Source organism: Streptomyces sp. NPDC048349 (assembly GCF_040651925.1).
Lineage (GTDB): Bacteria > Actinomycetota > Actinomycetes > Streptomycetales > Streptomycetaceae > Streptomyces.
Map to the genome: position 1 here is coordinate 32,834 of NZ_JBEZLA010000015.1, position 20,689 is coordinate 53,522.

Genomic DNA, 20,689 nt, shown 5'->3' on the forward strand with positions numbered 1-20,689 from the left:
CACACTGGAGTCATGCTCACCAACGTGGCCGTGGCCCTCGTCGACGGCGTGGCACCCTTCGAGTTCGGGATCTTCTGCGAGGTCTTCGGGATCGACCGCAGCGCGCAGGGGCTGCCCGTGTATGACTTCGCCGTGTGCGCGGCCGAGGAAGGGCCGCTGACCATGGCGGACGTCGGCTTCGCGGTCGCGCCCGCGCACGGCCTGGAGCGGCTGGAGGAGGCGGATCTGATCTGCCTGCCCGCCGACCGGCAGGCGCCCGTGCGGGAGTACCCCGAGCCGTTCCTCGAGGCCCTGCGCCGGGCCGTGGACCGGGGTGCGCGGGTGCTGAGCGTGTGCAGCGGGGCTTTCGTCCTGGGCGCGGCCGGACTGCTCGACGGCCGGCGCTGCACCACGCACTGGATGCACGCCCCGGCCCTGTCCCGCCGCTACCCCCGGGCCGTCGTCGACCCCGACGTGCTCTACGTGGACGAGGGCCGGGTGATCACCTCCGCGGGCACCGCTTCGGGCATCGACGCGTGCCTGCACGTCGTGCGGCAGGAGCAGGGCGCCGAGGTGGCCAACACCATCGCGCGGCGGATGGTCGTGCCGCCCCACCGGGACGGCGGGCAGGCCCAGTTCATCCAGCGGCCGCTGCCGCGCACGGCCTGTGACACGGTGGGCGAGGTGATCGGGTGGATGGCCCGCCACCTCGAGGACGAGATCACCGTCGAGCAGCTCGCCGAGCGCGCGCACATGTCACCGCGTACCTTCGCCCGCCGCTTCCTGCAGGAAACCGGCACCACCCCCTACCAGTGGGTGCTGCGGCAGCGGGTCCTGCTGGCCCAGGAGTTGCTGGAGACCACGGACGAGACCGTCGACGCGATCGCGGGCCGCTGCGGCTTCGGGACCGCGGCCGCCCTGCGCCACCACTTCCTGCGGACGCTCGGCACCACCCCGAACGCCTTCAGGCGCACCTTCCGGGGCCCCCGGGCCGTGGCATGATCCCGCACCGGTGGCGGCCGGGGACGCGCGTTGGCGAGAACCGGGCCGCCTTTGGCCCAAACCAGTCCCCTGTGTAGTCGAGCGGTGTCGTACGGTGATGACGCCCGGTCCGTCGCTCCCGCACGGCGACCGGCCGCGCACCGTAATACACAGCTCAGGAGGGCCCGCCCATGTCCCGTACCGACAGCGGCTGGAACGCCGTACCGGCCGACAGCGGTTGGGGCTGCGCGCAGAAGTAGCGCAGCAGTAGCAGCCAACGCGGCAGGGCCCCGCCTCCCGAGAGGGAGCGGGGCCCTGCCGCGTGTGCGGTGCGTACGCGGTGCACGTGCGGTGCGCGCGCTGCGTGCGCGGAAGGTCAGTCGGCGGACGATCAGTCGTTGGGGACCGTCTCGTAGCGCGGGGTGCCCTCCGCCATCTGCCGCAGGGCGTCCTTGCGGTCGCGCTTCGAGAGACGGTCGATGTACAGGTACCCGTACAGGTGGTCGGTCTCGTGCTGGAGGCAGCGCGCGAAGTAGCCGGTGCCACGCACCTTGATCGGGTTGCCCTGCGCGTCCTGGCCCTCGACCTCGGCGTAGTCCGGGCGGGCCAGCGAGGCGTACGCCGTCGGGACCGACAGGCAGCCCTCGTTGGAGTCGTCCAGCACCCGCGCGCCGGCGGGCAGCTCGACGAGCTTCGGGTTGACGACCACACCGGTGTGGCGCACGCCTTCGTCGTCGGGGCAGTCGTAGACGAAGACCTTGGCGTCCACGCCGATCTGGTTCGCGGCCAGGCCCACGCCCTCGGCGGCCTTCTGGCTGGCGAACATGTCGTCGATCAGCCGGGCGAGCTCGTCGCCGAACTCGGTGACGTCCTTGCACTCCCGGTGCAGGACCGGGTTGCCGACCACCGTGATGGGGCGGGCGGTGCCTCGCTCGCGGTGGGCGAGCTCGCGCTCCGCGCAGTTCTCGGTGTCCACGACGTACCCGTCGTTCACCTCGCCCGCGACCTCGACAACCTCGTTCTCCTGCTGCGCCATGTCCGCCGTACGCCTTCCCTAAGTCACCGGTGTGCCCGTACAGCCTACGGCCCCCGGCTCAGCAGACTTCCTCGAGATCCCGCCACTCCCGGGTGTCCGGGCTGTCGGCGACCCAGCCGTCCAGCAGCCCGCGCACCAGACCGGCCGGAGCCGCGATGCCGCACTCCCGCTCGGGTACCCACAGCGAACCGGACCCGGCCGTACGGTGCCCCAGCGGCCCCGGGTGCCCCGGCTCGCTGTGGTCGTGCGGATCCAGGTGCTCCCCGTCGCCCTCGTCGCTCGGCATCTCGCTCTCCGAGCAGGTCCGGCACAGCAGCCGCACCGAAGAGGACCAGTCCTCGGCGGCGAAGCCCGCGTCCGAAGCCAGCTGCTCCAGGGCGTTGCGGTCCGCCTCGCCGGCCGCCTCCAGCAGCACCACCCACGTGGGCACGGGCGAGGGCGCCCACAGCTCGATCTCGTCGAAGACGGGGTACGAGGGCCCGGCCGCGGTGACCCGCTCGCCGTGCGGGACCCCGTCGTGGAGCACCACCTCGCCCCAGCGGCGCCCCGAGGAGGGCAGGGGGATGGACAGGACCTCGAGCCGGGCCGGATCCAGCCTGCGGCCCCAGACCACCTCGGCCTCGCCCTCGGGCGACAGCCGTACGGCGGCGCTGCCCAGCTCCATGCCCACCGGTTCGCCGCTGTTCTTCCCGCCGGCGCCCGAGCCGTGCGCGTCGCCGGGCACCTTCAGCCCGTACGCCTGCCAGGCCCGCCGGGCCAGCGGCCAGTCCTGCAGCGCGGTCGCGGCGATCCCGACGTTCCACCAGTCCGGGGCGCCCGTCTCGCGGTCCAGCAGGGCCACGGCGCGCAGTCCGGCGGCCCGTGCCTGTTCCCAGTCGTGCCGGAACTTGTGCAACAGGGCCAGGTTGAACCAGGACTCGGACAGCCAGGGCTCCAGGTCCGCGGCTCTGGTCAGGAGCGCTCCCGCGTCCTCGTACCGCCCGTCCCCGATCAGCGTGAACGCGCGGTCGGTGGCCTGCCGCCACGAGGCGGAGGGCCGATGCCGTACCTTCCCGAAGATCCTCACGATTCCCGCCTGCCGGTCCTACGGTGCAGCCTTGCGGACACTCTCACTCTCACTCTTACTGGCATCCAACCATGCCCGCTCGGACGGCCGCTCATTACCCATGGGTTACCCCGGTGGGACGGGAACAACTCTGTCACGTCCGCCCCTGGCCAGAACCCTCGCCAGACACTCCACGACCTCCGGCTGGTAGTCGTGCCCGGTGCCCAGGCGGAGCTCTTCCAGGGCCGCCAGTGAGCCGCTCGGGTGACGGACCCCGCCCACCAGGTCGTCGTACGCGTTCACCGCGCGCACGATGCGTGCGGCGACGGGCTGCTCCCGGTAGGGGTCCGCCTGCCGCTCCACGACCACGGCGACCTCGGCGGCCACCCCGGTCAGGCGGGCCACCTCCCCGCCCAGCTCGGCGATTCGGCGGGCCTCGGCGGCGGGCAGCAGGGCGGTGGCCCCGTCCGGGACCGGGTCGACGAGGGAGAGCTGCCCGATGTCGTGCATCAGCGCCGCGTACTCGAGGACCGTGAGCTCCCGCTCCGACAGGCCCAGCTCCCGGCCGACGGCGCAGCTCAGGGCGGCGACCCGGCGGGAGTGCCCGGGCGGGGTGTAGCCGGCGATCTCGGTGGCCCGGGCCAGGGAGGTGATGGTCTGGCGGTAGGTGGTGCGGATCGCGGTGATCCGGTGGAAGGACATCTGGGTCAGGAGCAGGGGCACGCTGAAGACGGGCAGCGCCCACAGCCCGGCTCCCGCGACGCCGAGGGCCATCACCACGCCGGTGGCGCAGATCGCCGAGCCGATGCCGAGCTGGGCGCGCAGCTCGTCGCGCAGCAGGGGGCCGTACGGCCAGCCGGTACGGGCCCCGGCGAGGAGGGCGGCGAGGACGGCCTCGCACAGGGCGGTCAGGCCGAGGAGGCAGAGCAGGAACAGGACGAGGTACGGGCCCTGGCCGAGCCGCTCCTCCAGTCGGCCGGAGTTGTAGAGCGGCTGGAAACAGACGGCGGCGAAGGCGACGGTGAGGACGCGGCGGGCGAGGTGGTCCACGGCGGGGCCGCGGCCCCGGGCGATGTGCGGGACGATCCCGGCCAGGGCTGCCGCGACGACCACGGCGACAATCTGGAGGACCCCGTGGTGGGTGGGCTGCCCGGCGTTCTGGCCGAGGAGGGCGTAGGCGAGGGCTGCGGCGGAGGCGAGGGGCGCCGGCCGGCGGTCGGTGGGGGCGTGGTGCTCGCGGGGGTCGCGGCGGGCGAGCTCACCGATGGTGATGAGGAGGCCGAAGGCCAGGGCGATGCCGGGTTCGACGAGGCCGTACCACAGGGTGTGGCCCAGGCCGACGGCGGTGAGCAGGCCGGCGGCCCCGCGCACGCTCCCCACGGCGGTGGCCCTCACGCCCCGTCCCCCGCCCCGCGGCGGACGTGTGCGGGGGATCCGGTGGTGCGGGAGAGCGGCTCCCGGGGTGCGGTGGGCGCGGCGTCGTGGTCATCGTGGTCATCGTGCTCGCCGTGCTCCTCTTCGCGGAGGGGAGGGTCGGCGGGCGGAGCCGGTGCCGCGGGGCGCGGGCCCTGGACTGGGCCTTGGCCCTGGCCCTGGCTTTGGCCCTGCCCCTGGCCCTGGCCCGGCAGGGCGGGCAGCGCTCCGCAAGCGGTGTCCGGGCCCGGAGCCGAGCCGCTGATCACCTGGAGGTCCGCGTCGGAGGTGACCACCGGATGCCAGCCGTGCCGTCCGATGGCCCCGGTCAGGGCGTCCACCATCGCCGGATCGAACTGCCGGCCGGCGCACCGCTCCAGCTCCGCCAGGGCCACCGGCACCGGCCGGGCCCGGCTGTAGGACCGGGTCGAGGTCATCGCATCGAAGGCGTCGGCCACCGCCACCACGCGGGCGAGCACCGGAATCTGCTCGCCGGTCAGCCCGTAGGGGTATCCCGAGCCGTCGACCCGCTCGTGGTGGTGCAGGATCGCGGACCGGGCCTCCCCGAGGAAGCCGATGCCGCGCACCATCTCGTGCCCGTATTCGGGGTGCAGCTCGATGATCCGGCGCTCCTGCGCGGTGAGCGGCCCGTCCTTGCGCAGCAGCCGGGTCGGGACGCCGAGCTTGCCGACGTCGTGCAGGATCCCGGCGATGCGGACGACTTCGAGGCGGTCCTCGGACATGCCCAGCTCGCGGGCGATCATCGCGGAGGCCTGGCCGACGCGCTCGCTGTGGCCGCGCGTGTAGCGGTCCTTGATGTCGACGGCCTGCACGAGCGCGCGGATGGTGGCCTGGTGGGCGGCGCGTTCGCGGTGGTACTGGGCGAAGACCCAGCAGGAGATGTACATCGGCAGCAGGACGAGCAGGGCGGCCGGGAGCCCGTAGGGGCTGCGCCACATGACCGCCATCATCAGTCCGGCGAGGCCGTGCACGCAGTGCGGGGCGAGGGACCGGGTGAACAGTCCGCGCCAGGCGGTGGCGGCGGGCCGGCGTTCCGCGGCGGCCAGGACGCCGCCGTCGAGGGCGGTGAGCACCAGGCAGAAGGCGACGGCCGCGGCCGCGGCGGGGAGCAGCACGTACGGGAAGTCCGCCATCCAGACGGGCGGGTCCGCCGAGCCCGGTGGACCGGACGGCGCGGAGGTGCCCAGGGCGGCCGGGCCGCGCAGCAGCCGGAACGTTTGCCCTGCGACCCAGGCGGCGATCACCTGCTGCGCCCCGTGCCAGACCCGGCGCACCGTGGCGGGCCGCTGGACGACGGTCCCCGCGAACCCGCCGGGGAGCGCCACGAGCGCGGCGGCGGCGGGCGGCAGCAGGAGGACGGCGGCCAGCAGGACGGGGAAGAAGGCGCCGATGCCCTCGGGCACCCGGCTGCCCAGCAGCGGGCAGATCCTGACCAGCTCGCAGCCGAGGTAGAGCACGGCGAGCAGGGCCACGGCGGCCCAGGGGGTGGCGGAATCGGTGAAGGCGGGCGCGACGCAGGCGAGGGCCGCGAGGACGGCGCAGAGGATGTAGGCGCGCGCCGCCGGCGGAAGTACCCGCATGGCGCTCTCCTCCCCGTGCGGTGCGAGCAAGCCAGGTACCGAATCAAACCAGCACCGAATGGGGAGAATAAGTGGGGGCCCTTGAGAAGCGGGCCACATTTTCACATTGCGGCATACAGACGCCCCCGGATTAGCACCTTCGGGTGAACGAAGTGGCGTTCCGGGGGCGGATGTTGTTCCAGTAGGGCCGAACGGCCGGCAGAGGCGTCAGCCGGGGGCGGGGTTGTCCGCGGTGACATCGGCGGTGATGTCGTGATCGGGCACGGCCTGTCCCGACCGGATCAGTTCGATCCGTCCCATCACCTTGGACCGCAGGTCGCTCGGCACGTCGTCCGATCCGCAACAGCGCTTGACCAGCTTCTTCACGGCCTGCTCCAGGCCGTACTTCTCCAGACAGGGGCTGCATTCGCCGAAGTGCGTCTCGAACTTCGTGCAGTCGCTGTCGGGCATCTCGTGGTCGAGGAACTCGTAAAGGTGGTCCAGGACCTCAGCGCACTCCGTCTCGTGCGGCTCTCCGCAACTCATGAGCCCGAGCCTTTCCGGTCGTTCGACTCTCCCGCGCCCGCGGTAACCAGCCCGCGTTCACGGGCATAGTCCTCCAGCATTCCGCGGAGTTGACGGCGGCCACGGTGCAGTCGTGACATGACCGTACCGATGGGTGTACCCATGATGTCGGCGATCTCCTTGTACGCAAAGCCCTCTACGTCGGCAAGATAGACCGCGATGCGGAACTCCTCCGGAATGGCCTGGAGCGCTTCCTTCACGTCCGAATCGGGCAGATGGTCGAGCGCCTGCGATTCGGCGGAGCGCAGACCGGTCGACATGTGCGACTCGGCGCGCGCCAGCTGCCAGTCCTCGATCTCCTCCGCGGCACTGCGCTGGGGTTCGCGCTGCTTCTTGCGGTAGGAGTTGATGAACGTGTTGGTGAGAATGCGGTAGAGCCACGCCTTCAGGTTGGTGCCCTCGCGGAACTGGTGGAAGGACGCGTATGCCTTCGCGTACGTCTCCTGGACCAGGTCCTCGGCGTCGGCCGGATTGCGCGTCATGCGCAGCGCGGCCGAATACATCTGGTCGAGGTAGCCGAGGGCGTCCCGCTCGAAGCGCGCATTGCGCTCCGGGGTCGTCTCCTCCGCGTGGCCTTCGTCGGTCCCAGCGACAGGACCCACCTCCTCCGACTGCGTGGCGATTCCGAAAGCGGAGCCGCTCGAATCGGAGAATAGTCGACCATCCCGGCCCTCCGCCGCCCGAAGCGTGCTGCGCTTGGGGCTGGGGAGAACCGTCCAGTCCAGGTCAGCGGCCTGCCGACGGTTCTGACTGATGACCTGGGTCATGCGCTCCCTCTCCTCCGACAAGTTCCCGTACGTACCGACATCCGGCACAACAGACGGTGTGGGCGGCGCATTCCCCGGTGCGGGCGCGGTTTCCGGCCCGTTCCGGCCCGTTCCGGCCCGTTCCGGGACGCGTGCGGGCCGGGGTGATCGGGATCACCCCGGGATCCGGCGGGCCCCGATCAGACCTCGAGTGCGGTGAGCCATTCGGCCACCGCTGCGGTGATCACGGCGAGGGCCTCCTCCTGGGTGACGTCCGCCTTCTTGGGCACGGCGAAACCGTGGTCCCCGTACGGGATCTCCACCAGCGTGTACGCGCCGCCCGGCGGGAACTCCTCCGGCCGTCCGAAGGGGTCCCGGCCGCCCTGGACCACGAGCGTGGGCCGCCCGGCGCCGAGCAGCTCCTCGGCCCGCGACTTCTCCGGCCGGCCCGGCGGGTGCAGGGGGAAGGCCAGCGCCAGGACGCCCGCCGCGCCGAGCGCGGCGGCGGTCCGGCAGGCCACCCGGGCCCCCGCGCTGCGGCCGCCCGCGACCACGGGCAGCCCGGGCTCCGTGAGGGCCGGCCACAGCCCGTGCCACCCCTCGTCGAGCACCTTGGGAGCGGCGGCGACCTTCTTCCCGGCGACCCGCCAGGGCTGTTCGACGAGGGCCACGGTGACGCCCCGCGCGGGCAGCGCGGCGGCCAGCGCCTGGAGGTCGCGGGCCTCGATGCCGCCGCCGGCACCGTGGCTGACGGCGAGCACGAGGCGGGCCTTGCGGGCGGTGTGCCAGGTGATGCGGGCCTCGCCCGCCGGGGTGTCGACGCTCTGGGTGCGACTGCTCATGCGCCCCATCCTGCCCGGCGCGACACCGCCTAGAAGAGCGTGCCCTCTTCCGGCGCGGCGAGTTCCGCGAGCAGTTCGGGCGCGTTGTTGCGTACGTTGCTGACGGCGGTGGAGACCGGATAGGCCCGCATCAGGCCGCCCGGCGGCGGTGCCAGCAACCGGCGCAGCGAGCCCTCGGTGTCGGTGTTCGCGGGGTCCAGCCAGGCGTCCCAGCGGTCGGGGGTCAGCATGAGCGGCATCCGGGGGTGGATGTCGGACAGCGAGCGCGGGCCCTCGGCGGGAGCCGCCGCCAGCGGCGCGGTCTCGGCCTCGGTGGTGATCACCGAGCAGGTGACCCGCCAGGCGAGCGGATGGGCGTCGGGCAGGGTCCGGTCGCGCCAGAACTCGTAGATGCCGGCCATGGCGAAGACGGAGCCGTCGGCGGGGAGCACGAAGTAGGGCTGCTTGCGGGCCCGCTTCTTCTTCCCCTCCACCTCCAGCTGCCGCTCGTCATGGGCGGTGACCCACTCGTAGTAGCCGTCGGCGGGGACGATGCAGCGGCGCTGCGCGAAGGGGCGGCGGAAGGAGGGCTTCTCGGCGAGCGTTTCCGACCGGGCGTTGATCATCCGGGCGGCGCCGTCGGGGTTCGCGGCCCAGGAGGGCACGAGCCCCCATGTCAGCGTGCGCAGCTGGCGAACCGGACGGGGGTCCGGCGCGTCTTTCAGGGGGCGGTCGAGGACGACGTGGACCTGTTTCGTCGGGGCGACGTTGAAATCGGGGGCAAGGGTCTCCTCCGGCTCCCACTTCTCGATGCCGAAGGCCTCCACCAGGTCCTCGGGTCCACGACTCGCTGCAAACCGTCCGCACATGCCTGCCACACTGCCATGTCACGAGAACCCGACGGCAAGGAGTCCGCCCCTCCATGGACAGCAGCACGACGGCCGGCCTCTGGGACCGGCTCACGGGTATACAGACCGCGCCCGACCTGTGGCTGGTGATCGCGACCGGGCTGGCCGCCCTGGCCGCGGTGGGCCCGCGCCCGGTCTGGCTGCTGTCGCGCAACGCGGTGACCATCGCGCACGAGGGCGGCCACGGCCTGCTGGCGCTGCTGACCGGTCGGCGGCTCGACGGCATACGGCTGCACTCGGACACCAGCGGGGTCACCGTCAGCCGGGGCAAGCCGACCGGGCTCGGCATGATCCTGACCGCCGCGGCCGGGTACACCGCGCCCTCGCTGCTCGGGCTGGGCGGGGCGGCGCTGCTGTCCGCGCACCGGATCACGCTGCTGCTGTGGGCGGCCACGGCCCTGCTGGTGGCGATGCTGGTGATGATCCGCAACGCGTACGGGGCGCTGACCGTGGTGCTGACCGGCGGCACCTTCCTGCTGGTGTCCTGGCTGGCCCCCGCCGAGGTGCAGGCCGTCTTCGCGTACGGCGTGGTGTGGTTCCTGCTGCTCGGCGGCGTCCGGCCGGTCTTCGAGCTCGGGGCGAAGCGCCGGCACGGCGGTGCGCCGGATTCCGACGCCGACCAGCTCGGCCGGCTCACCCACGTGCACCCGGTGGTGTGGCTGCTCCTCTTCCACGTCGTCGCGCTGTGCTCGCTGGTGGGCGGCGGCCGCTGGCTTCTCGCCCTCTGAGACGGCGCAGCGATCAAGATCCGGGCATGGGGGAAGCCACTAAAGTGGGGGCCATGACCGAGACCCCCGCGCTCCCCGCCCTCTGGCCCGCCCCGATCGCCGACGCTGCCGTCCACGCCACCGTCACCGTGCCGGGGTCCAAGTCGGTCACCAACCGCGCCCTCGTGCTCGCCGCGCTCGCCGCCGAGCCGGGCTGGGTGCGCCGGCCGCTGCGCTCACGCGATTCGCAGCTGATGGCGGAGGCCCTGCGCGCGATGGGCGTGGGCATCGAGGAGACCGTCTCGTCGAGCTCCGCCGGGGACGGCGCCGGCGGCGAGGCCTGGCGGATCATCCCGGCCGCCCTGCACGGTCCGGCCACCGTCGACGTCGGCAACGCGGGTACGGTCATGCGCTTCCTGCCGCCCGTCGCCACCCTCGCCGACGGCGACATCCGCTTCGACGGCGACCCGCGCTCCTACGAGCGCCCGCTGGGCCAGGTCATCGACGCCCTGCGCACGCTCGGCGCCCGGATCGACGACGACGGCCGGGGCGCACTGCCGCTGACCGTGCAGGGCGGCGGGGCCCTGGAGGGCGGCGTCGTGGAGATCGACGCCAGCAACTCCTCCCAGTTCGTCTCCGCGCTGCTGCTGTCCGCCCCGCGTTTCAACCAGGGCGTCGAGGTGCGGCACGTGGGCGCGAACCTGCCGTCGATGCCGCACATCCGGATGACGGTGGAGATGCTGCGCGCGGCCGGCGCCCAGGTCGACACCCCCGAGTCGGGCGGCGAGAAGAACGTGTGGCGGGTGGCGCCCGGCGCCGTGCTCGGCCGCGACCTGGTCGTGGAGCCGGACCTGTCCAACGCCCAGCCGTTCCTGGCCGCGGCGCTGATCACCGGCGGTACGGTCACCATCCCGGACTGGCCGCGCCGCACCACGCAGCCCGGCGACGCGCTGCGCCGGATCTTCACGGAGATGGGCGGCTCCTGCGAGCTGACCGACGCGGGCCTGGTCTTCACCGGCACCGGCAAGATCCACGGCATCGACGTGGACCTGGGCGAGGTCGGCGAGCTCACCCCCGGCATCGCGGCGGTGGCGGCCCTGGCCGACTCGGAGTCGGTCCTGCGCGGCGTCCAGCACCTGCGCCTGCACGAGACGGACCGGCTGGCCGCGCTGACCAAGGAGATCAACGCGCTGGGCGGCGACGTCACCGAGACGGCCGACGGCCTGCACATCAGGCCGCGCCCGCTGCACGGCGGCACCTTCCACACGTACGACGACCACCGGATGGCCACCGCGGGCGCGGTGATCGGCCTCGCGGTGGAGGGCGTACTGATCGAGAACGTGGCGACGACCGCGAAGACCCTGCCGGACTTCCCGACGATGTGGACGGACATGCTCTCAGGGGATTCCGCAGCGGGAGCGGGAGCGTAGGGCCGCGTCATGCGCAGGTACGGCAAGCACACCGACGAGGACGACATCCGCCAGCGCCCCAACCCCAAGGGCAACCGGCCGCGGACCAGCATCCGGCCCAAGCACGAGGACGCCTCCGAGGGCTTCGTCCTCACCGTCGACCGCGGGCGGCTGACCTGCCTGGTCGAGGACCGCACGGTCACCGCCATGAAGTCCAGGGAACTGGGCCGCAAGGCGGCGGTGGTCGGCGACCGGGTCTGGATCGTCGGTGACCTGTCCGGCAAGAAGGACACCCTGGCCCGGATCGTGCGGATCGAGGAGCGCCGGTCCGTCCTGCGGCGCACCGCCGACGACGACGACCCGTACGAGCGGGTGGTCGTCGCCAACGCCGACCAGCTGGCCATCGTCACGGCCCTGGCCGACCCGGAGCCGCGGCCCCGGATGATCGACCGCTGTCTGGTGGCGGCGTACGACGCGGGTCTGGAACCGCTGCTCGTGCTCACCAAATCCGATCTGACCTCCGCCGACAAGATCCTGGAGATCTACTCGACGCTCGGCGTGAACTACGTGGTGACCAACCGCGAGGAGCTCGCGGCGGGCGAGGCGGCGGACCGGGTCCGGGAACGGCTCCACGGCCGGATCACCGCCTTCGTCGGCCACTCCGGCGTCGGCAAGACCACGCTGGTCAACTCGCTGGTCGCCGAGGGCCGTCAGCGCGCGACCGGGCACGTCAACGCGGTCACCGGCCGCGGCCGGCACACCACCACCTCGGCGCTCGCGCTGCCGCTGCCGGGCGGGGACGGCTGGGTCATCGACACCCCGGGCGTGCGGTCGTTCGGTCTGCACCACGTGGACCCGTCCCGGGTCATCCTGGCCTTCCCGGACCTGGTGCCCGGTACCGAGGGGTGCCCGCGCGCGTGCAGCCACGACGAGCCGGACTGTGCGCTGGACACGTGGGTGGAGGACGGCCACGCGGACCCGGCGCGGCTGTATTCGCTGCGGCGGCTGCTGGAGACGCGCGAGCGGCGCGAAGGGGACTGAGGGGACTGACGCGTCGCCGGGTTTGCCGAAGATCGTGTCTGGATAAATGCATAATCGCACCAAGTGACGAGAATTCACGTGACGCGGGGAGGCATTCGACATGGCGTGGCTGCTCGTCGTGGTTGCGGGACTCCTGGAGACCGGGTTCGCGGTCTGCCTCAAGCTGTCCCACGGCTTCACCCGGCTGTGGCCCACCGTCGCCTTCGCCTGCTTCGCGCTCGGCAGCTTCGGCCTCCTCACGCTCGCCCTCAAGAAGCTGGACGTGGGCCCGGCGTACGCGGTGTGGACCGGTATCGGCGCCGCCGGGACGGCCATCTACGGCATGCTCTTCCTCGGCGACCTGGTCTCCACCCTGAAGCTCGTCTCGATCTCCCTGGTGATCCTCGGGGTCATCGGGCTCCAGCTGTCCGGTTCTGCACACTGAGCAGCCGCAGCAGTTCCCCCGCCCCCGGCTCCTCCCCCGGTGCCACTACGTAGGACAGAGCGAGCCGTACCGCGAGTTCGCACCGCTGGACGTCCTCGGCGGGCATGAGCGCGGCGGCCGCCCGGTCCCGTACCGCCCGGGCCAGCTCACCGGGCCCGGGCGCGCGGCCCGCGGCGGGCAGGTCCGGGTCCCAGAAGCCGGTCAGCAGGGCCCGTAGGAGGGGATGCGCGCGGGCCGCCCGTACGGTCCACTCCGCGACCGCGGCGAGCCGCTGGGAGGTCGGGGCCGGGGTGGACAGGGCCCGCTCCACCCCGTCGAGGTACCACTCGCCCTCGCGCCGGATCAGGGCGCGGCCCAGGCCCCCCTTGCCGCCGAACTCGTTGTAGAGGGTCTGCCGGGACACTCCGGCGGCCGCCGCCACGTCGACCATCCGCACGGCCGGCCAGGGGCGGGCCGCGAGCGCCGCTGCCGCCGCCTCCAGCAAGGTCTCCCGGGCTGCCGGCATCGTCGCCTCCCACTGGGCCGTTCCCGCTGGGCTTCCCGGCCAGAGTTGACGGGTCGACAGATCCTGTCAAGGGCGCGTCCCGGACGCGGCGGCCGCCACGATACTGTTCGGCCATGTCCGAGTATGACGATGACCTGCGCCTTGCCCTCGAACTCGCCGACGCGGCGGACGTCGCGACGATGGAGCGGTTCCGTGCCCTCGACCTCAAGGTCGAGACGAAGCCGGACATGACCCCCGTGAGCGAGGCGGACCGGGCCGCCGAGGAGATCATCCGGGCCGGCATCGAAGCCGCCCGGCCCGACGACGCGATCCTCGGCGAGGAGTACGGCCTCAAGGGCAGCGGCCCGCGGCGCTGGGTCGTGGACCCGATCGACGGAACGAAGAACTACGTGCGCGGGGTCCCGGTCTGGGCGACCCTCATCTCGCTGATGGCGGAGGGCGACGACGGGGTCTTCCGCCCGGTGGTGGGCGTGGTGTCCGCGCCCGCGCTGGGCCGCCGCTGGTGGGCGGTGCGCGGCGGCGGCGCCTTCGCGGGCGGGGCGCTCGGCGGGACCGCCGCGATCGGCGTCTCGAAGGTGGCCGGGCTGGGCGATGCCTCGTTCGCCTACTCCTCGCTGAGCGGCTGGGAGGAGCAGGGCCGCCTCGACGGCTTCCTGGACCTGACCCGTGCCTGCTGGCGCACGCGGGGTTACGGCGACTTCTGGCCGTACATGATGGTCGCGGAGGGCTCGCTGGACCTGTGCGCCGAACCGGAGCTGAACCTGTGGGACATGGCGGCCATCGCGGTCGTCGTCCAGGAGGCGGGCGGCCGGTTCACCAGCCTGGACGGGGTGGACGGGGTGCACGGCGGGAACGCGGCGGCCTCCAACGGGCTGCTCCACGAGGAGATGCTGGAGCTGCTGCGCCCGCGCGCCTGAGCGCGCGGGGCGCGCCGACACGCCGAGCGCGCGGGGCGCCTGCCCATACCCCGCTGCACGCCCCCTTGTTGACGGTCCGTGTCCGTGGGAATCTGAGAATCCTCCGCTTGTGCGCTTGTGATTCCTTTCTCGAGGATCCTGTCGGCGCACCACACCCAAGCGGAGGGACTCACCCCAGGAGGTGGCTCTCTTCATGCTCGTCCGTGACGCAATGAGCACCGTGATCCTCACCCTCGGACCCGCGCACACCCTGCGCCAGGCGGCCTGCCTGATGTCGGGGCGGCGCGTCGGCGCAGCCGTCGTACTCGACCCCGACCACAGCGGGATCGGCATCCTGACCGAGCGCGACATCCTCAACTCGATCGGCGCGGGACACGATCCCGACCGCGAGACCGTCGGTGCGCACACCACCAACAACGTGGTGTTCTGCACCCCGGAGGCCACGCTGCAGGAGGCGGCCGAGGCCATGGCCCACGGCGGCTTCCGGCATCTGATCGTGCTGGAGCACGGCGGCCCGGTGGGCATCGTCTCCGTACGCGACATCATCCGCTGCTGGGTGCCCGCGCGGCGCACCGTCGCGGCGTAGCACGAAGACGGGCCGGGACCTCTGGGGTTCCGGCCCGTCCCGCATTGGACTGCGTCCAATAAAGGATGACGTCCAGGTCCGTATCCGTTCGGGAGTTACACCCGATACCCCTCGCTGTTAGGCTGACGTCCATGAGTGACCTGCTGGAACGACTTCGCGGACGCGGATGGCGCATGACCGCACAGCGGCGTGTCGTGGCCGAGGTGCTCGACGGTGACCACGTTCACCTGACGGCCGACGAGGTACACGCGCGCGCCGTGGCCAAACTGCCGGAGATCTCCCGGGCGACGGTCTACAACACCCTGGGCGAGCTCGTGACGCTCGGCGAGGTGCTGGAAGTCGCCACGGACCGCCGCGCCAAGCGGTACGACCCGAACGCCCACCGGCCCCACCAGCACCTGGTCTGCGCCCAGTGCGGCGCGATCCGCGACGTGCACCCCTCGGGCAACCCGCTCTCCGACCTCCCCGACACCGAGCGCTTCGGCTTCGTCGTGTCGGCGGTGGAAGTGACGTACCGCGGGATCTGCCCGAACTGCGCAGCCGCCTGACCCCGCACGACGCACAGCAGGGCCCGGACCCCCAGGGGAGTCCGGGCCCTGCTGCGTATCCGTGACCACGAGCCGGCCTCGTGCCGAAAACGACTCAGGGCCCGGATCCATGGGATCCGGGCCCTGAGGCTTCAGTAGCGGGGACAGGATTTGAACCTGCGACCTCTGGGTTATGAGCCCAGCGAGCTACCGAGCTGCTCCACCCCGCGTCGGTAAACCCGACTTTACGTGAGGCCACACGACAGATGCAAATCGGTTAACCCCCGGCCGCCCGGGCCGGCCGCCCAGGTCAGGCCGAGAGCTCCTCGGCGAGGGCGTCGCGGAGCCGGGCCGCGCGCTCCGAGACCTCCGCAGGGCCCAGCTCCATGGCGCGCACGCACCACTTCTGCCCCTCGGCGAGGTCACCGTGGCGCGCTGCCAGCAGCCCCAGCCGCAACGCCGCGCGGCCGTGCCCGGCGACCGCGGCGCGGGTCCACCACAGGGCGGCCTCCGGCTCGCTCCCCTCGCGGGCCAGCAGCAGCCCCAGGTTGAACGCACCGTTGCGGGACCCGGCCTCGGCCGCCTCCCGGTACCAGCGCGCCGCGGCCGTCAGGTCGCCGCGGGCGGCGGCGAGCATGCCCACGCGCACCTGGGCCCGGCGGTGCCCCAGCTCGGCGGCCCGCTCGTACCACTCCTCGCTCTCGGTCCGCGGGGCGCCGCCCACCGGCTCGCCCAGTGCCACCGGCTCCGGCGGCGGAGCCAGCGACTCCAGCAGCGAGGCCAGCCGGAAGGCCGCCTCCGCGCTGCCGCCGCCCGCCGCGCACCGCAAGTGCCGCTCGGCCGCCCGCTCCTCGCCGTCACGCACCAGCGCGATGCCGACCTGGAGCGCTGCGTCGGTGTGACCCGCCGACGCGGCCCGCTCGTACCACTTCAGCGCCGTGCGGTCCTCGTCGCGGCTGGCGAACAGGATCCCGAGGTTGAAGGCGGCGTCCACGCTGCCCGCCTCGGCCGCCTTCGAGAACCACGGCTCCGCGCCCGCCGCGTCCCCGCCCTGGAGCAGCAGGATGGCGAGCGCGTTGGCAGCCTCGCGGTGGCCTGCGTAGGCCGCCCGCCGATACCACTGCTCGGCCTGCGCGGTCCGGTCCTGTGCGACGCACAGCAAAGCAAGGTTGTACGCCCCGTTTTGGTCGCCCGCGTCCATGGCGGTGCGGTACCAGCGCTCCGCGGTCTGGGTCTCGCCGCGGGCGGCGTGCAGCGCGCCCAGCGCGTTCGCGGCGTTGCCGTCGCCGTCCCGGGCAGCGCGGTGCCACCACGCGGCGGCGCTGTCCTCGTCCCCGGCGTCCCGCAGCAGGAAGCCCAGCGCGCAGGCCGCCCGGGCCTCGCCCTGCTTGGCCGAGGTCAGGTACCAGCGCCCGGCCTCCTTGAGCTCCCCGCGCGCCTCCAGCAGCGCGCCCAGGTGCAGCGCGGCCCGGCGGTGCCCGCGCGCGGCTGCCTGCCGGTACCACTGCTCGGCCTCGGCGGGGTCGCCCTTGCGCAGGTGCCGCGCCAGCCGGTAGGCGGCTTCGCGGTGCCCCTGCTCCGCCGCGGCGCGGAACCACCGCTCCACGCCCTTGTCCCCGCGGTGCTCGAGGAGGTCGGCCAGACCGTACGCCCCCAGCGCGTGGCCGGATTCCGCCGCTTGGCGCAGCCAGTACTCGGCGGCGGGCTCGTCCCCGCGCTCGCGGAAGTGGCGGCCCAGGGCGTGCGCGGCCGGAGCGGATCCGGCGACGGCCGCGACCCGCCACCAGCCGGCGGCCTCCTCTGGGTAGCCCCTCTGGTGCAGCAGTACGCCCAGGTTGTTCGCGGCGGCGCGGTCCCCTTCCGCCGTGGCACCGCGCAGGTACGGCTCGGCTCCGTCCAGGTCGCCGCGGCGCAGCAGCAGCGCGCCGAGCACGCTCATGGCGCCCGGGTCGCCCTTGTCGGCGGCCACCCGGTGCCGGGCCTCGAGCTCGGCGTCGCTCGCCGTGTCGGTCTCGGCGAACATTTCCTCCGCGAAATCCGCATCGGTCAGCGCGGTTTGCGCGTTGTCAACGGGAGCCGAGTCACCGGCTCCCGTACCCGGCTCGGCATCCGCCCTCGCAAACCGCCCTGTCTCCAGCAGAGTTGACCTGTCCCCCATAAATCCCATCGTCGCATCACCTGCTACCCGCGTACACCTGGTATGTCGCAGCCAGTGAGGTCACTACAGCGTTTTGTCGACATGCCCATAGAGAGTCAAGTCAAACACGCTCCTGCCCCAACTCACCCGTCTCAGCTACCGCGTGTCCGTTCCGGGCATGACGAAGGCCCGGATCCCATGGATCCGGGCCTTCGTCTTCAGTAGCGGGGACAGGATTTGAACCTGCGACCTCTGGGTTATGAGCCCAGCGAGCTACCGAGCTGCTCCACCCCGCGTCGGTGAAACCACAGTATCACGACGCGGGACGGAGCCCTTACCGATAAACGGTCAGCCGCCCGGCTTGGGAGCCGTCAGCTTCGCCTCGGCCTCGATCGCCCGCTTCAGCGCGGCCTTGATCTCGTCCTGCGCCTTGCCGAAGGCCGCCCAGTCGCCCGCCTGCCGGGCCTTCTCGGCGTCCTCGACAGCCCTCTGCGCGTCGGCGAGCGCCGCCTTGACCGTCGGATCCTGGCTGACGGGCGGGGGCGTGGTGGTGCCGTCGCCCGGGGGCTGGGTCGGCGGCACGGGGGTCGTCGGGGCCTCGGCCCCGAAGACCACGTTCAGCGCCTTCTCCAGCGTGTCCTCGAACGCGGTCTGCCCGCCGTACGTCACCAGCACCTTTCGCAGCAGCGGGTACTTGAGCCCCGAACTGCGCACGTACACCGGCTCCACGTAGAGCATTCCGCCGTCGAGCGGAACCGTGAGCAGGTTGCCGTACTCGACCTCCGAGTCGCCACCGCGCAGCAGGCGGATCGACTCGGCGATCTTCGGCTCGGACTGGAACTTGCTCTGGACCTGCTTGGGGCCGTCGACCGGCTTGCTGGTCGGCAGCTTCAGCACGCTGATCTTGCCGTAGTCCGGGGTGCCCGGATCGGCGTTGACCGCCATGAAGGCGCTCAGGTTGTCCCGCTCGTTCGGCGTGAACGTCGTCGTGAGCGAGAAGACCTGGTCCTTCTCCGTCTGGCCCGGCAGCTTCATCGACAGGTAGTACGGCGGGACCGCCGTGCCGGCCTTGGTGGTCGGGTCGTCGGGGACGGCCCAGGCCTCACTGCCGCTGAGGAAGGTCTGCGGGTCGGTGACGTGGTAGCGGGTCAGCAGCTCGCGCTGGACCTTGAACAGGTCCTGCGGGTAGCGCAGGTGGTCCATGAGCGGCTTGGAGATCTCGCTCTTGGGCTTCACCGTTCCCGGGAACGCCTTCATCCAGGTCTTCAGGACCGGGTCCTGGGTGTCCCACTGGTACAGGTTCACCGTGCCGTCGTAGGCGTCGACGGTGGCCTTCACCGAGTTGCGGATGTAGTTGACCTGGTTCTCCTGCGCCACCACCGCGCGCTGGCTGTTGGTCAGCGAGTCCGCGGTGCTCTGGCCCAGCGTGGTGCGCGAGGCGTACGGGTAGCCGTTGGTGGTCGTGTAGGCGTCCACGATCCACTTGATCCTGCCCTCGACGACCGCCGGGTACGGGGCGCCGTCGATGGTGAGCCACGGGGCCACGGCCTCGACGCGGTCCTTGGGCGTGCGGTTGTACAGGATCCGCGAGCCGTCGCCGATGGCACCCGAGTACAGGATCTGCGGCTCGCTGAAGGTCAGCGCGTACGCGGCGCGGTTGATCGGGTTGTCGAGGCTGACACCGGACTTCCCGGTGTAGCTCGTCTCCTTCTCGCCCTTGTCGTCGGAGTAGTCGAGCTCCTTCTGCGGCCCGCCGACGATCGAGTACTGCTTCGTCTGCTCGCCGTAGTAGATGCGCTGCTCGAAGTCCGTGCCGAACATGCCCTTCGAGGGCAGGTCGGACTGGGTGAAGTCGGGAGCGCCCTGGTCACCGACGGTGGTGCCCTTGGCCGCGACCACGCCGTAGCCGTGCGTGTACTTGAAGTGGTCGTTGATCCAGTTGTTCTTCGGGATGCCGGCGATGTTCAGCTCGCGCAGCCCGATGACGGTGTCCTGGCCGTTGTACCGGTCGACGGCGAGCGTGGACGGGAACGCGTAGTAGCCCTTGACCTGCTGGAGCTGCTGGAAGGCCGGCGAGACGATGTTCGGGTCGAGGAGGCGGACGCTGGCGGTCGTGTCGGCCGCCTTGCGCAGCTGGTTCTTGTCCGTGCCCGCGGCCGGGACGCCCGGGTAGTCCTTGACCTCGGAGCCGGCGATCCCGTAGGCGTCGCGCGTCGCCTTGATGTTCTTCTCGACGTACGGCGATTCCTTGGCCTGCTCGTTCGGCTGGACCTGGAACTTCTGCACGATCGCCGGGTACAGCCCGCCGATCAGGATCGCCGAGAGAACCATCAGGCCGAAGCCGATCACCGGCAGCTGCCAGGTGCGGCGCCACAGCGTCGCGAAGAACAGCACGGCGCAGATCGCGGCGATGGCGACGAGGATCGTCTTGGCCGGGAGGTACGCGTTCGCATCGACGTAGCGCAGGCCGGTCCAGTTGTCCGCGGCCTTGAAGTCGCTCGACTTCACGGCCAGGCCGTACCGGTCGAGCCAGTACGCGATCGCCTTCAGCGTGACGAAGAGGCCGAGCAGCACCGACAGGTGGCCGGTCGCCGCCGCGGTGGCCCGGGCGCCGGGGCTGGTCACGCGCAGTCCGCCGTACAGGTAGTGCACGACGGCCGCGGCGATCACCGACAGCACGACCGCGGCGAAGCCGAAGCCGAGCAGGAAGCGGTACCAGGGCAGGTCGAAGGTGTAGAACGACACGTCCAGGTGGAACTCGGGGTCCTTCCGGCCGAAGGGCACCCCGTTCACGTACATCAGCCAGGTCTTCCACTGGCCGGCCGCCGAGGCGCCCGCGATCAGGCCGACGAGCACGGCGATGCCCAGCAGCAGCCACTTCTTGTACGGGGCGACGCTCATCCGGTAGCGGTCGAGGCTCTGCTGCTCCATCGACATCGCGCTGAGCGGCGGTCGCAGCCGGTGCGCCAGCCAGATGTTGAACCCGACGGCACCCGCCATCAGCAGGCCGAAGACGGCGAAGAGGCCGATCTTGGTCCACAGGGTGGTGGTGAAGACGGTGGAGTACTTCACGGAGCGGAACCAGAGCCAGTCCGTCCAGAAGCCCGCGAACATGATGAAGAGCATGAGCAGGACGGCCAGCACGCCCAAGGTCATGAGGAGAGTGCGGGCCCGCCGGGACGGGCGGCCGACTCTCATCCGTGGCCCCGAAGGGCCTCCGCCGCGGTCCGGCATCTGGAAAGCCAAGGTGCGCACCTCTGAAAGTCGCTGGGTCTGGTATTCAACGGGGCCCCCGATCGTAGAGCCCACTCATGCAACTTACTGAGGCTTTAGTCAGTTCCC

Annotated in this window: 19 protein-coding genes and 2 tRNA genes; 8 read left to right on the forward strand and 13 right to left on the reverse strand. The window is 72.0% G+C overall.

The features are described from left to right. The first annotated feature begins 12 nt into the window (after positions 1–12). On the forward strand, positions 13–981 hold the full coding sequence (locus tag AB0D44_RS11110; protein ID WP_362587779.1) for a helix-turn-helix domain-containing protein: 969 nt from the start codon (positions 13–15) through the stop codon (positions 979–981). A 370-nt stretch (positions 982–1,351) separates the two neighbouring features. Here the strand turns inward: AB0D44_RS11110 and def are convergent, their stop codons facing one another. From def to AB0D44_RS11150, 8 genes are all read right to left on the reverse strand, one after another. Beyond that, the gene (def, locus tag AB0D44_RS11115) at positions 1,352–1,996 is read right to left on the reverse strand and encodes a peptide deformylase (RefSeq protein WP_362587782.1); all 645 of its coding nucleotides are present in this window, start codon (positions 1,994–1,996) and stop codon (positions 1,352–1,354) included. A 58-nt stretch (positions 1,997–2,054) separates the two neighbouring features. Continuing rightward, a complete protein-coding gene (locus AB0D44_RS11120) occupies positions 2,055–3,062 on the reverse strand; it encodes a hypothetical protein (protein WP_362587785.1) in 1,008 nt (335 codons plus the stop codon). Positions 3,063–3,167: 105 nt separating this feature from the next. After that, positions 3,168–4,436, reverse strand: a complete 1,269-nt coding sequence (locus AB0D44_RS11125; protein WP_362587788.1) for an HD domain-containing protein — start codon at positions 4,434–4,436, stop codon at positions 3,168–3,170. Beyond that, on the reverse strand, positions 4,433–6,055 hold the full coding sequence (locus tag AB0D44_RS11130; RefSeq protein ID WP_362587790.1) for an HD-GYP domain-containing protein: 1,623 nt from the start codon (positions 6,053–6,055) through the stop codon (positions 4,433–4,435). The genes AB0D44_RS11125 and AB0D44_RS11130 overlap by 4 nt, the downstream gene beginning before the upstream one ends. 207 nt (positions 6,056–6,262) lie before the next feature. Then, positions 6,263–6,580: a mycothiol system anti-sigma-R factor gene (gene rsrA, locus AB0D44_RS11135; protein WP_362587793.1), complete on the reverse strand. Its 318-nt coding sequence runs from the start codon at positions 6,578–6,580 to the stop codon at positions 6,263–6,265. Beyond that, the gene (locus AB0D44_RS11140; protein WP_362588016.1) at positions 6,577–7,221 is read right to left on the reverse strand and encodes a sigma-70 family RNA polymerase sigma factor; all 645 of its coding nucleotides are present in this window, start codon (positions 7,219–7,221) and stop codon (positions 6,577–6,579) included. Before AB0D44_RS11140 ends, rsrA begins: the two co-directional genes overlap by 4 nt. Before the next feature lie 344 nt (positions 7,222–7,565). Beyond that, positions 7,566–8,207 carry an alpha/beta family hydrolase gene (locus AB0D44_RS11145; protein ID WP_362587796.1) on the reverse strand — a complete coding sequence of 214 codons (642 nt, stop codon included), beginning with the start codon at positions 8,205–8,207 and terminating at the stop codon, positions 7,566–7,568. A 29-nt stretch (positions 8,208–8,236) separates the two neighbouring features. After that, positions 8,237–9,055 (reverse strand): SOS response-associated peptidase, encoded by an 819-nt coding sequence (locus AB0D44_RS11150; RefSeq protein WP_362587799.1) that lies wholly within the window; start codon positions 9,053–9,055, stop codon positions 8,237–8,239. Positions 9,056–9,108: 53 nt separating this feature from the next. On the opposite strand from AB0D44_RS11150, the gene AB0D44_RS11155 reads away from it, so the two are divergent. The 4 genes from AB0D44_RS11155 (at position 9,109) to AB0D44_RS11170 (ending at position 12,675) form a co-directional block, all read left to right on the forward strand. Further along, positions 9,109–9,822 carry a M50 family metallopeptidase gene (locus AB0D44_RS11155; protein WP_362587801.1) on the forward strand — a complete coding sequence of 238 codons (714 nt, stop codon included), beginning with the start codon at positions 9,109–9,111 and terminating at the stop codon, positions 9,820–9,822. A 53-nt stretch (positions 9,823–9,875) separates the two neighbouring features. Further along, positions 9,876–11,231 (forward strand): 3-phosphoshikimate 1-carboxyvinyltransferase, encoded by a 1,356-nt coding sequence (aroA, locus tag AB0D44_RS11160; protein ID WP_362587804.1) that lies wholly within the window; start codon positions 9,876–9,878, stop codon positions 11,229–11,231. Positions 11,232–11,240: 9 nt separating this feature from the next. After that, the gene (rsgA, locus tag AB0D44_RS11165; RefSeq protein WP_362587807.1) at positions 11,241–12,251 is read left to right on the forward strand and encodes a ribosome small subunit-dependent GTPase A; all 1,011 of its coding nucleotides are present in this window, start codon (positions 11,241–11,243) and stop codon (positions 12,249–12,251) included. 100 nt (positions 12,252–12,351) lie between these two features. After that, on the forward strand, positions 12,352–12,675 hold the full coding sequence (locus AB0D44_RS11170) for a multidrug efflux SMR transporter (protein WP_355412255.1): 324 nt from the start codon (positions 12,352–12,354) through the stop codon (positions 12,673–12,675). Here AB0D44_RS11170 and AB0D44_RS11175 read toward each other — a convergent pair. Further along, positions 12,641–13,180 carry a TetR/AcrR family transcriptional regulator gene (locus AB0D44_RS11175; RefSeq protein ID WP_362587810.1) on the reverse strand — a complete coding sequence of 180 codons (540 nt, stop codon included), beginning with the start codon at positions 13,178–13,180 and terminating at the stop codon, positions 12,641–12,643. The two genes, AB0D44_RS11170 and AB0D44_RS11175, sit on opposite strands and share 35 nt — an antisense overlap. Before the next feature lie 113 nt (positions 13,181–13,293). Between AB0D44_RS11175 and hisN the strand changes: the two genes are divergently transcribed. From hisN to AB0D44_RS11190, 3 genes are all read left to right on the forward strand, one after another. After that, positions 13,294–14,097, forward strand: coding sequence for a histidinol-phosphatase (gene hisN / locus AB0D44_RS11180; RefSeq protein ID WP_362587813.1), 804 nt, complete (start codon positions 13,294–13,296; stop codon positions 14,095–14,097). A 193-nt stretch (positions 14,098–14,290) separates the two neighbouring features. Beyond that, positions 14,291–14,683: a CBS domain-containing protein gene (locus AB0D44_RS11185; protein ID WP_362587816.1), complete on the forward strand. Its 393-nt coding sequence runs from the start codon at positions 14,291–14,293 to the stop codon at positions 14,681–14,683. 131 nt (positions 14,684–14,814) lie between these two features. Continuing rightward, positions 14,815–15,231, forward strand: coding sequence for a Fur family transcriptional regulator (locus tag AB0D44_RS11190; protein WP_362587819.1), 417 nt, complete (start codon positions 14,815–14,817; stop codon positions 15,229–15,231). A gap of 135 nt (positions 15,232–15,366) precedes the next feature. Here AB0D44_RS11190 and AB0D44_RS11195 read toward each other — a convergent pair. From AB0D44_RS11195 to AB0D44_RS11210, 4 genes are all read right to left on the reverse strand, one after another. Further along, positions 15,367–15,440 (reverse strand) — tRNA-Met (locus AB0D44_RS11195). Positions 15,441–15,520: 80 nt separating this feature from the next. Next, a complete protein-coding gene (locus AB0D44_RS11200) occupies positions 15,521–17,377 on the reverse strand; it encodes a tetratricopeptide repeat protein (protein ID WP_362587822.1) in 1,857 nt (618 codons plus the stop codon). Positions 17,378–17,569: 192 nt separating this feature from the next. Then, positions 17,570–17,643, reverse strand: a tRNA-Met gene (locus AB0D44_RS11205). 52 nt (positions 17,644–17,695) lie between these two features. Beyond that, a complete protein-coding gene (locus tag AB0D44_RS11210) occupies positions 17,696–20,581 on the reverse strand; it encodes a UPF0182 family protein (protein WP_362588019.1) in 2,886 nt (961 codons plus the stop codon). Positions 20,582–20,689: the final 108 nt, after the last annotated feature.

Excerpts from the sequence above, each read along its gene's own strand:
- def (WP_362587782.1), bottom strand. The coding sequence starts at position 1,996 with ATGGCGCAGCAGGAGAACGAGGTTGTCGAGGTCGCGGGCGAGGTGAAC.
- AB0D44_RS11190 (WP_362587819.1), top strand. The coding sequence starts at position 14,815 with ATGAGTGACCTGCTGGAACGACTTCGCGGACGCGGATGGCGCATGACC.
- AB0D44_RS11145 (WP_362587796.1), bottom strand. The coding sequence starts at position 8,207 with ATGAGCAGTCGCACCCAGAGCGTCGACACCCCGGCGGGCGAGGCCCGC.
- AB0D44_RS11130 (WP_362587790.1), bottom strand. The coding sequence starts at position 6,055 with ATGCGGGTACTTCCGCCGGCGGCGCGCGCCTACATCCTCTGCGCCGTC.
- AB0D44_RS11110 (WP_362587779.1), top strand. The coding sequence starts at position 13 with ATGCTCACCAACGTGGCCGTGGCCCTCGTCGACGGCGTGGCACCCTTC.
- AB0D44_RS11150 (WP_362587799.1), bottom strand. The coding sequence starts at position 9,055 with ATGTGCGGACGGTTTGCAGCGAGTCGTGGACCCGAGGACCTGGTGGAG.
- AB0D44_RS11210 (WP_362588019.1), bottom strand. The coding sequence starts at position 20,581 with ATGCCGGACCGCGGCGGAGGCCCTTCGGGGCCACGGATGAGAGTCGGC.
- hisN (WP_362587813.1), top strand. The coding sequence starts at position 13,294 with ATGTCCGAGTATGACGATGACCTGCGCCTTGCCCTCGAACTCGCCGAC.
- AB0D44_RS11170 (WP_355412255.1), top strand. The coding sequence starts at position 12,352 with ATGGCGTGGCTGCTCGTCGTGGTTGCGGGACTCCTGGAGACCGGGTTC.
- AB0D44_RS11185 (WP_362587816.1), top strand. The coding sequence starts at position 14,291 with ATGCTCGTCCGTGACGCAATGAGCACCGTGATCCTCACCCTCGGACCC.
- rsrA (WP_362587793.1), bottom strand. The coding sequence starts at position 6,580 with ATGAGTTGCGGAGAGCCGCACGAGACGGAGTGCGCTGAGGTCCTGGAC.
- AB0D44_RS11200 (WP_362587822.1), bottom strand. The coding sequence starts at position 17,377 with ATGGGATTTATGGGGGACAGGTCAACTCTGCTGGAGACAGGGCGGTTT.
- AB0D44_RS11175 (WP_362587810.1), bottom strand. The coding sequence starts at position 13,180 with ATGCCGGCAGCCCGGGAGACCTTGCTGGAGGCGGCGGCAGCGGCGCTC.
- AB0D44_RS11155 (WP_362587801.1), top strand. The coding sequence starts at position 9,109 with ATGGACAGCAGCACGACGGCCGGCCTCTGGGACCGGCTCACGGGTATA.
- rsgA (WP_362587807.1), top strand. The coding sequence starts at position 11,241 with ATGCGCAGGTACGGCAAGCACACCGACGAGGACGACATCCGCCAGCGC.
- aroA (WP_362587804.1), top strand. The coding sequence starts at position 9,876 with ATGACCGAGACCCCCGCGCTCCCCGCCCTCTGGCCCGCCCCGATCGCC.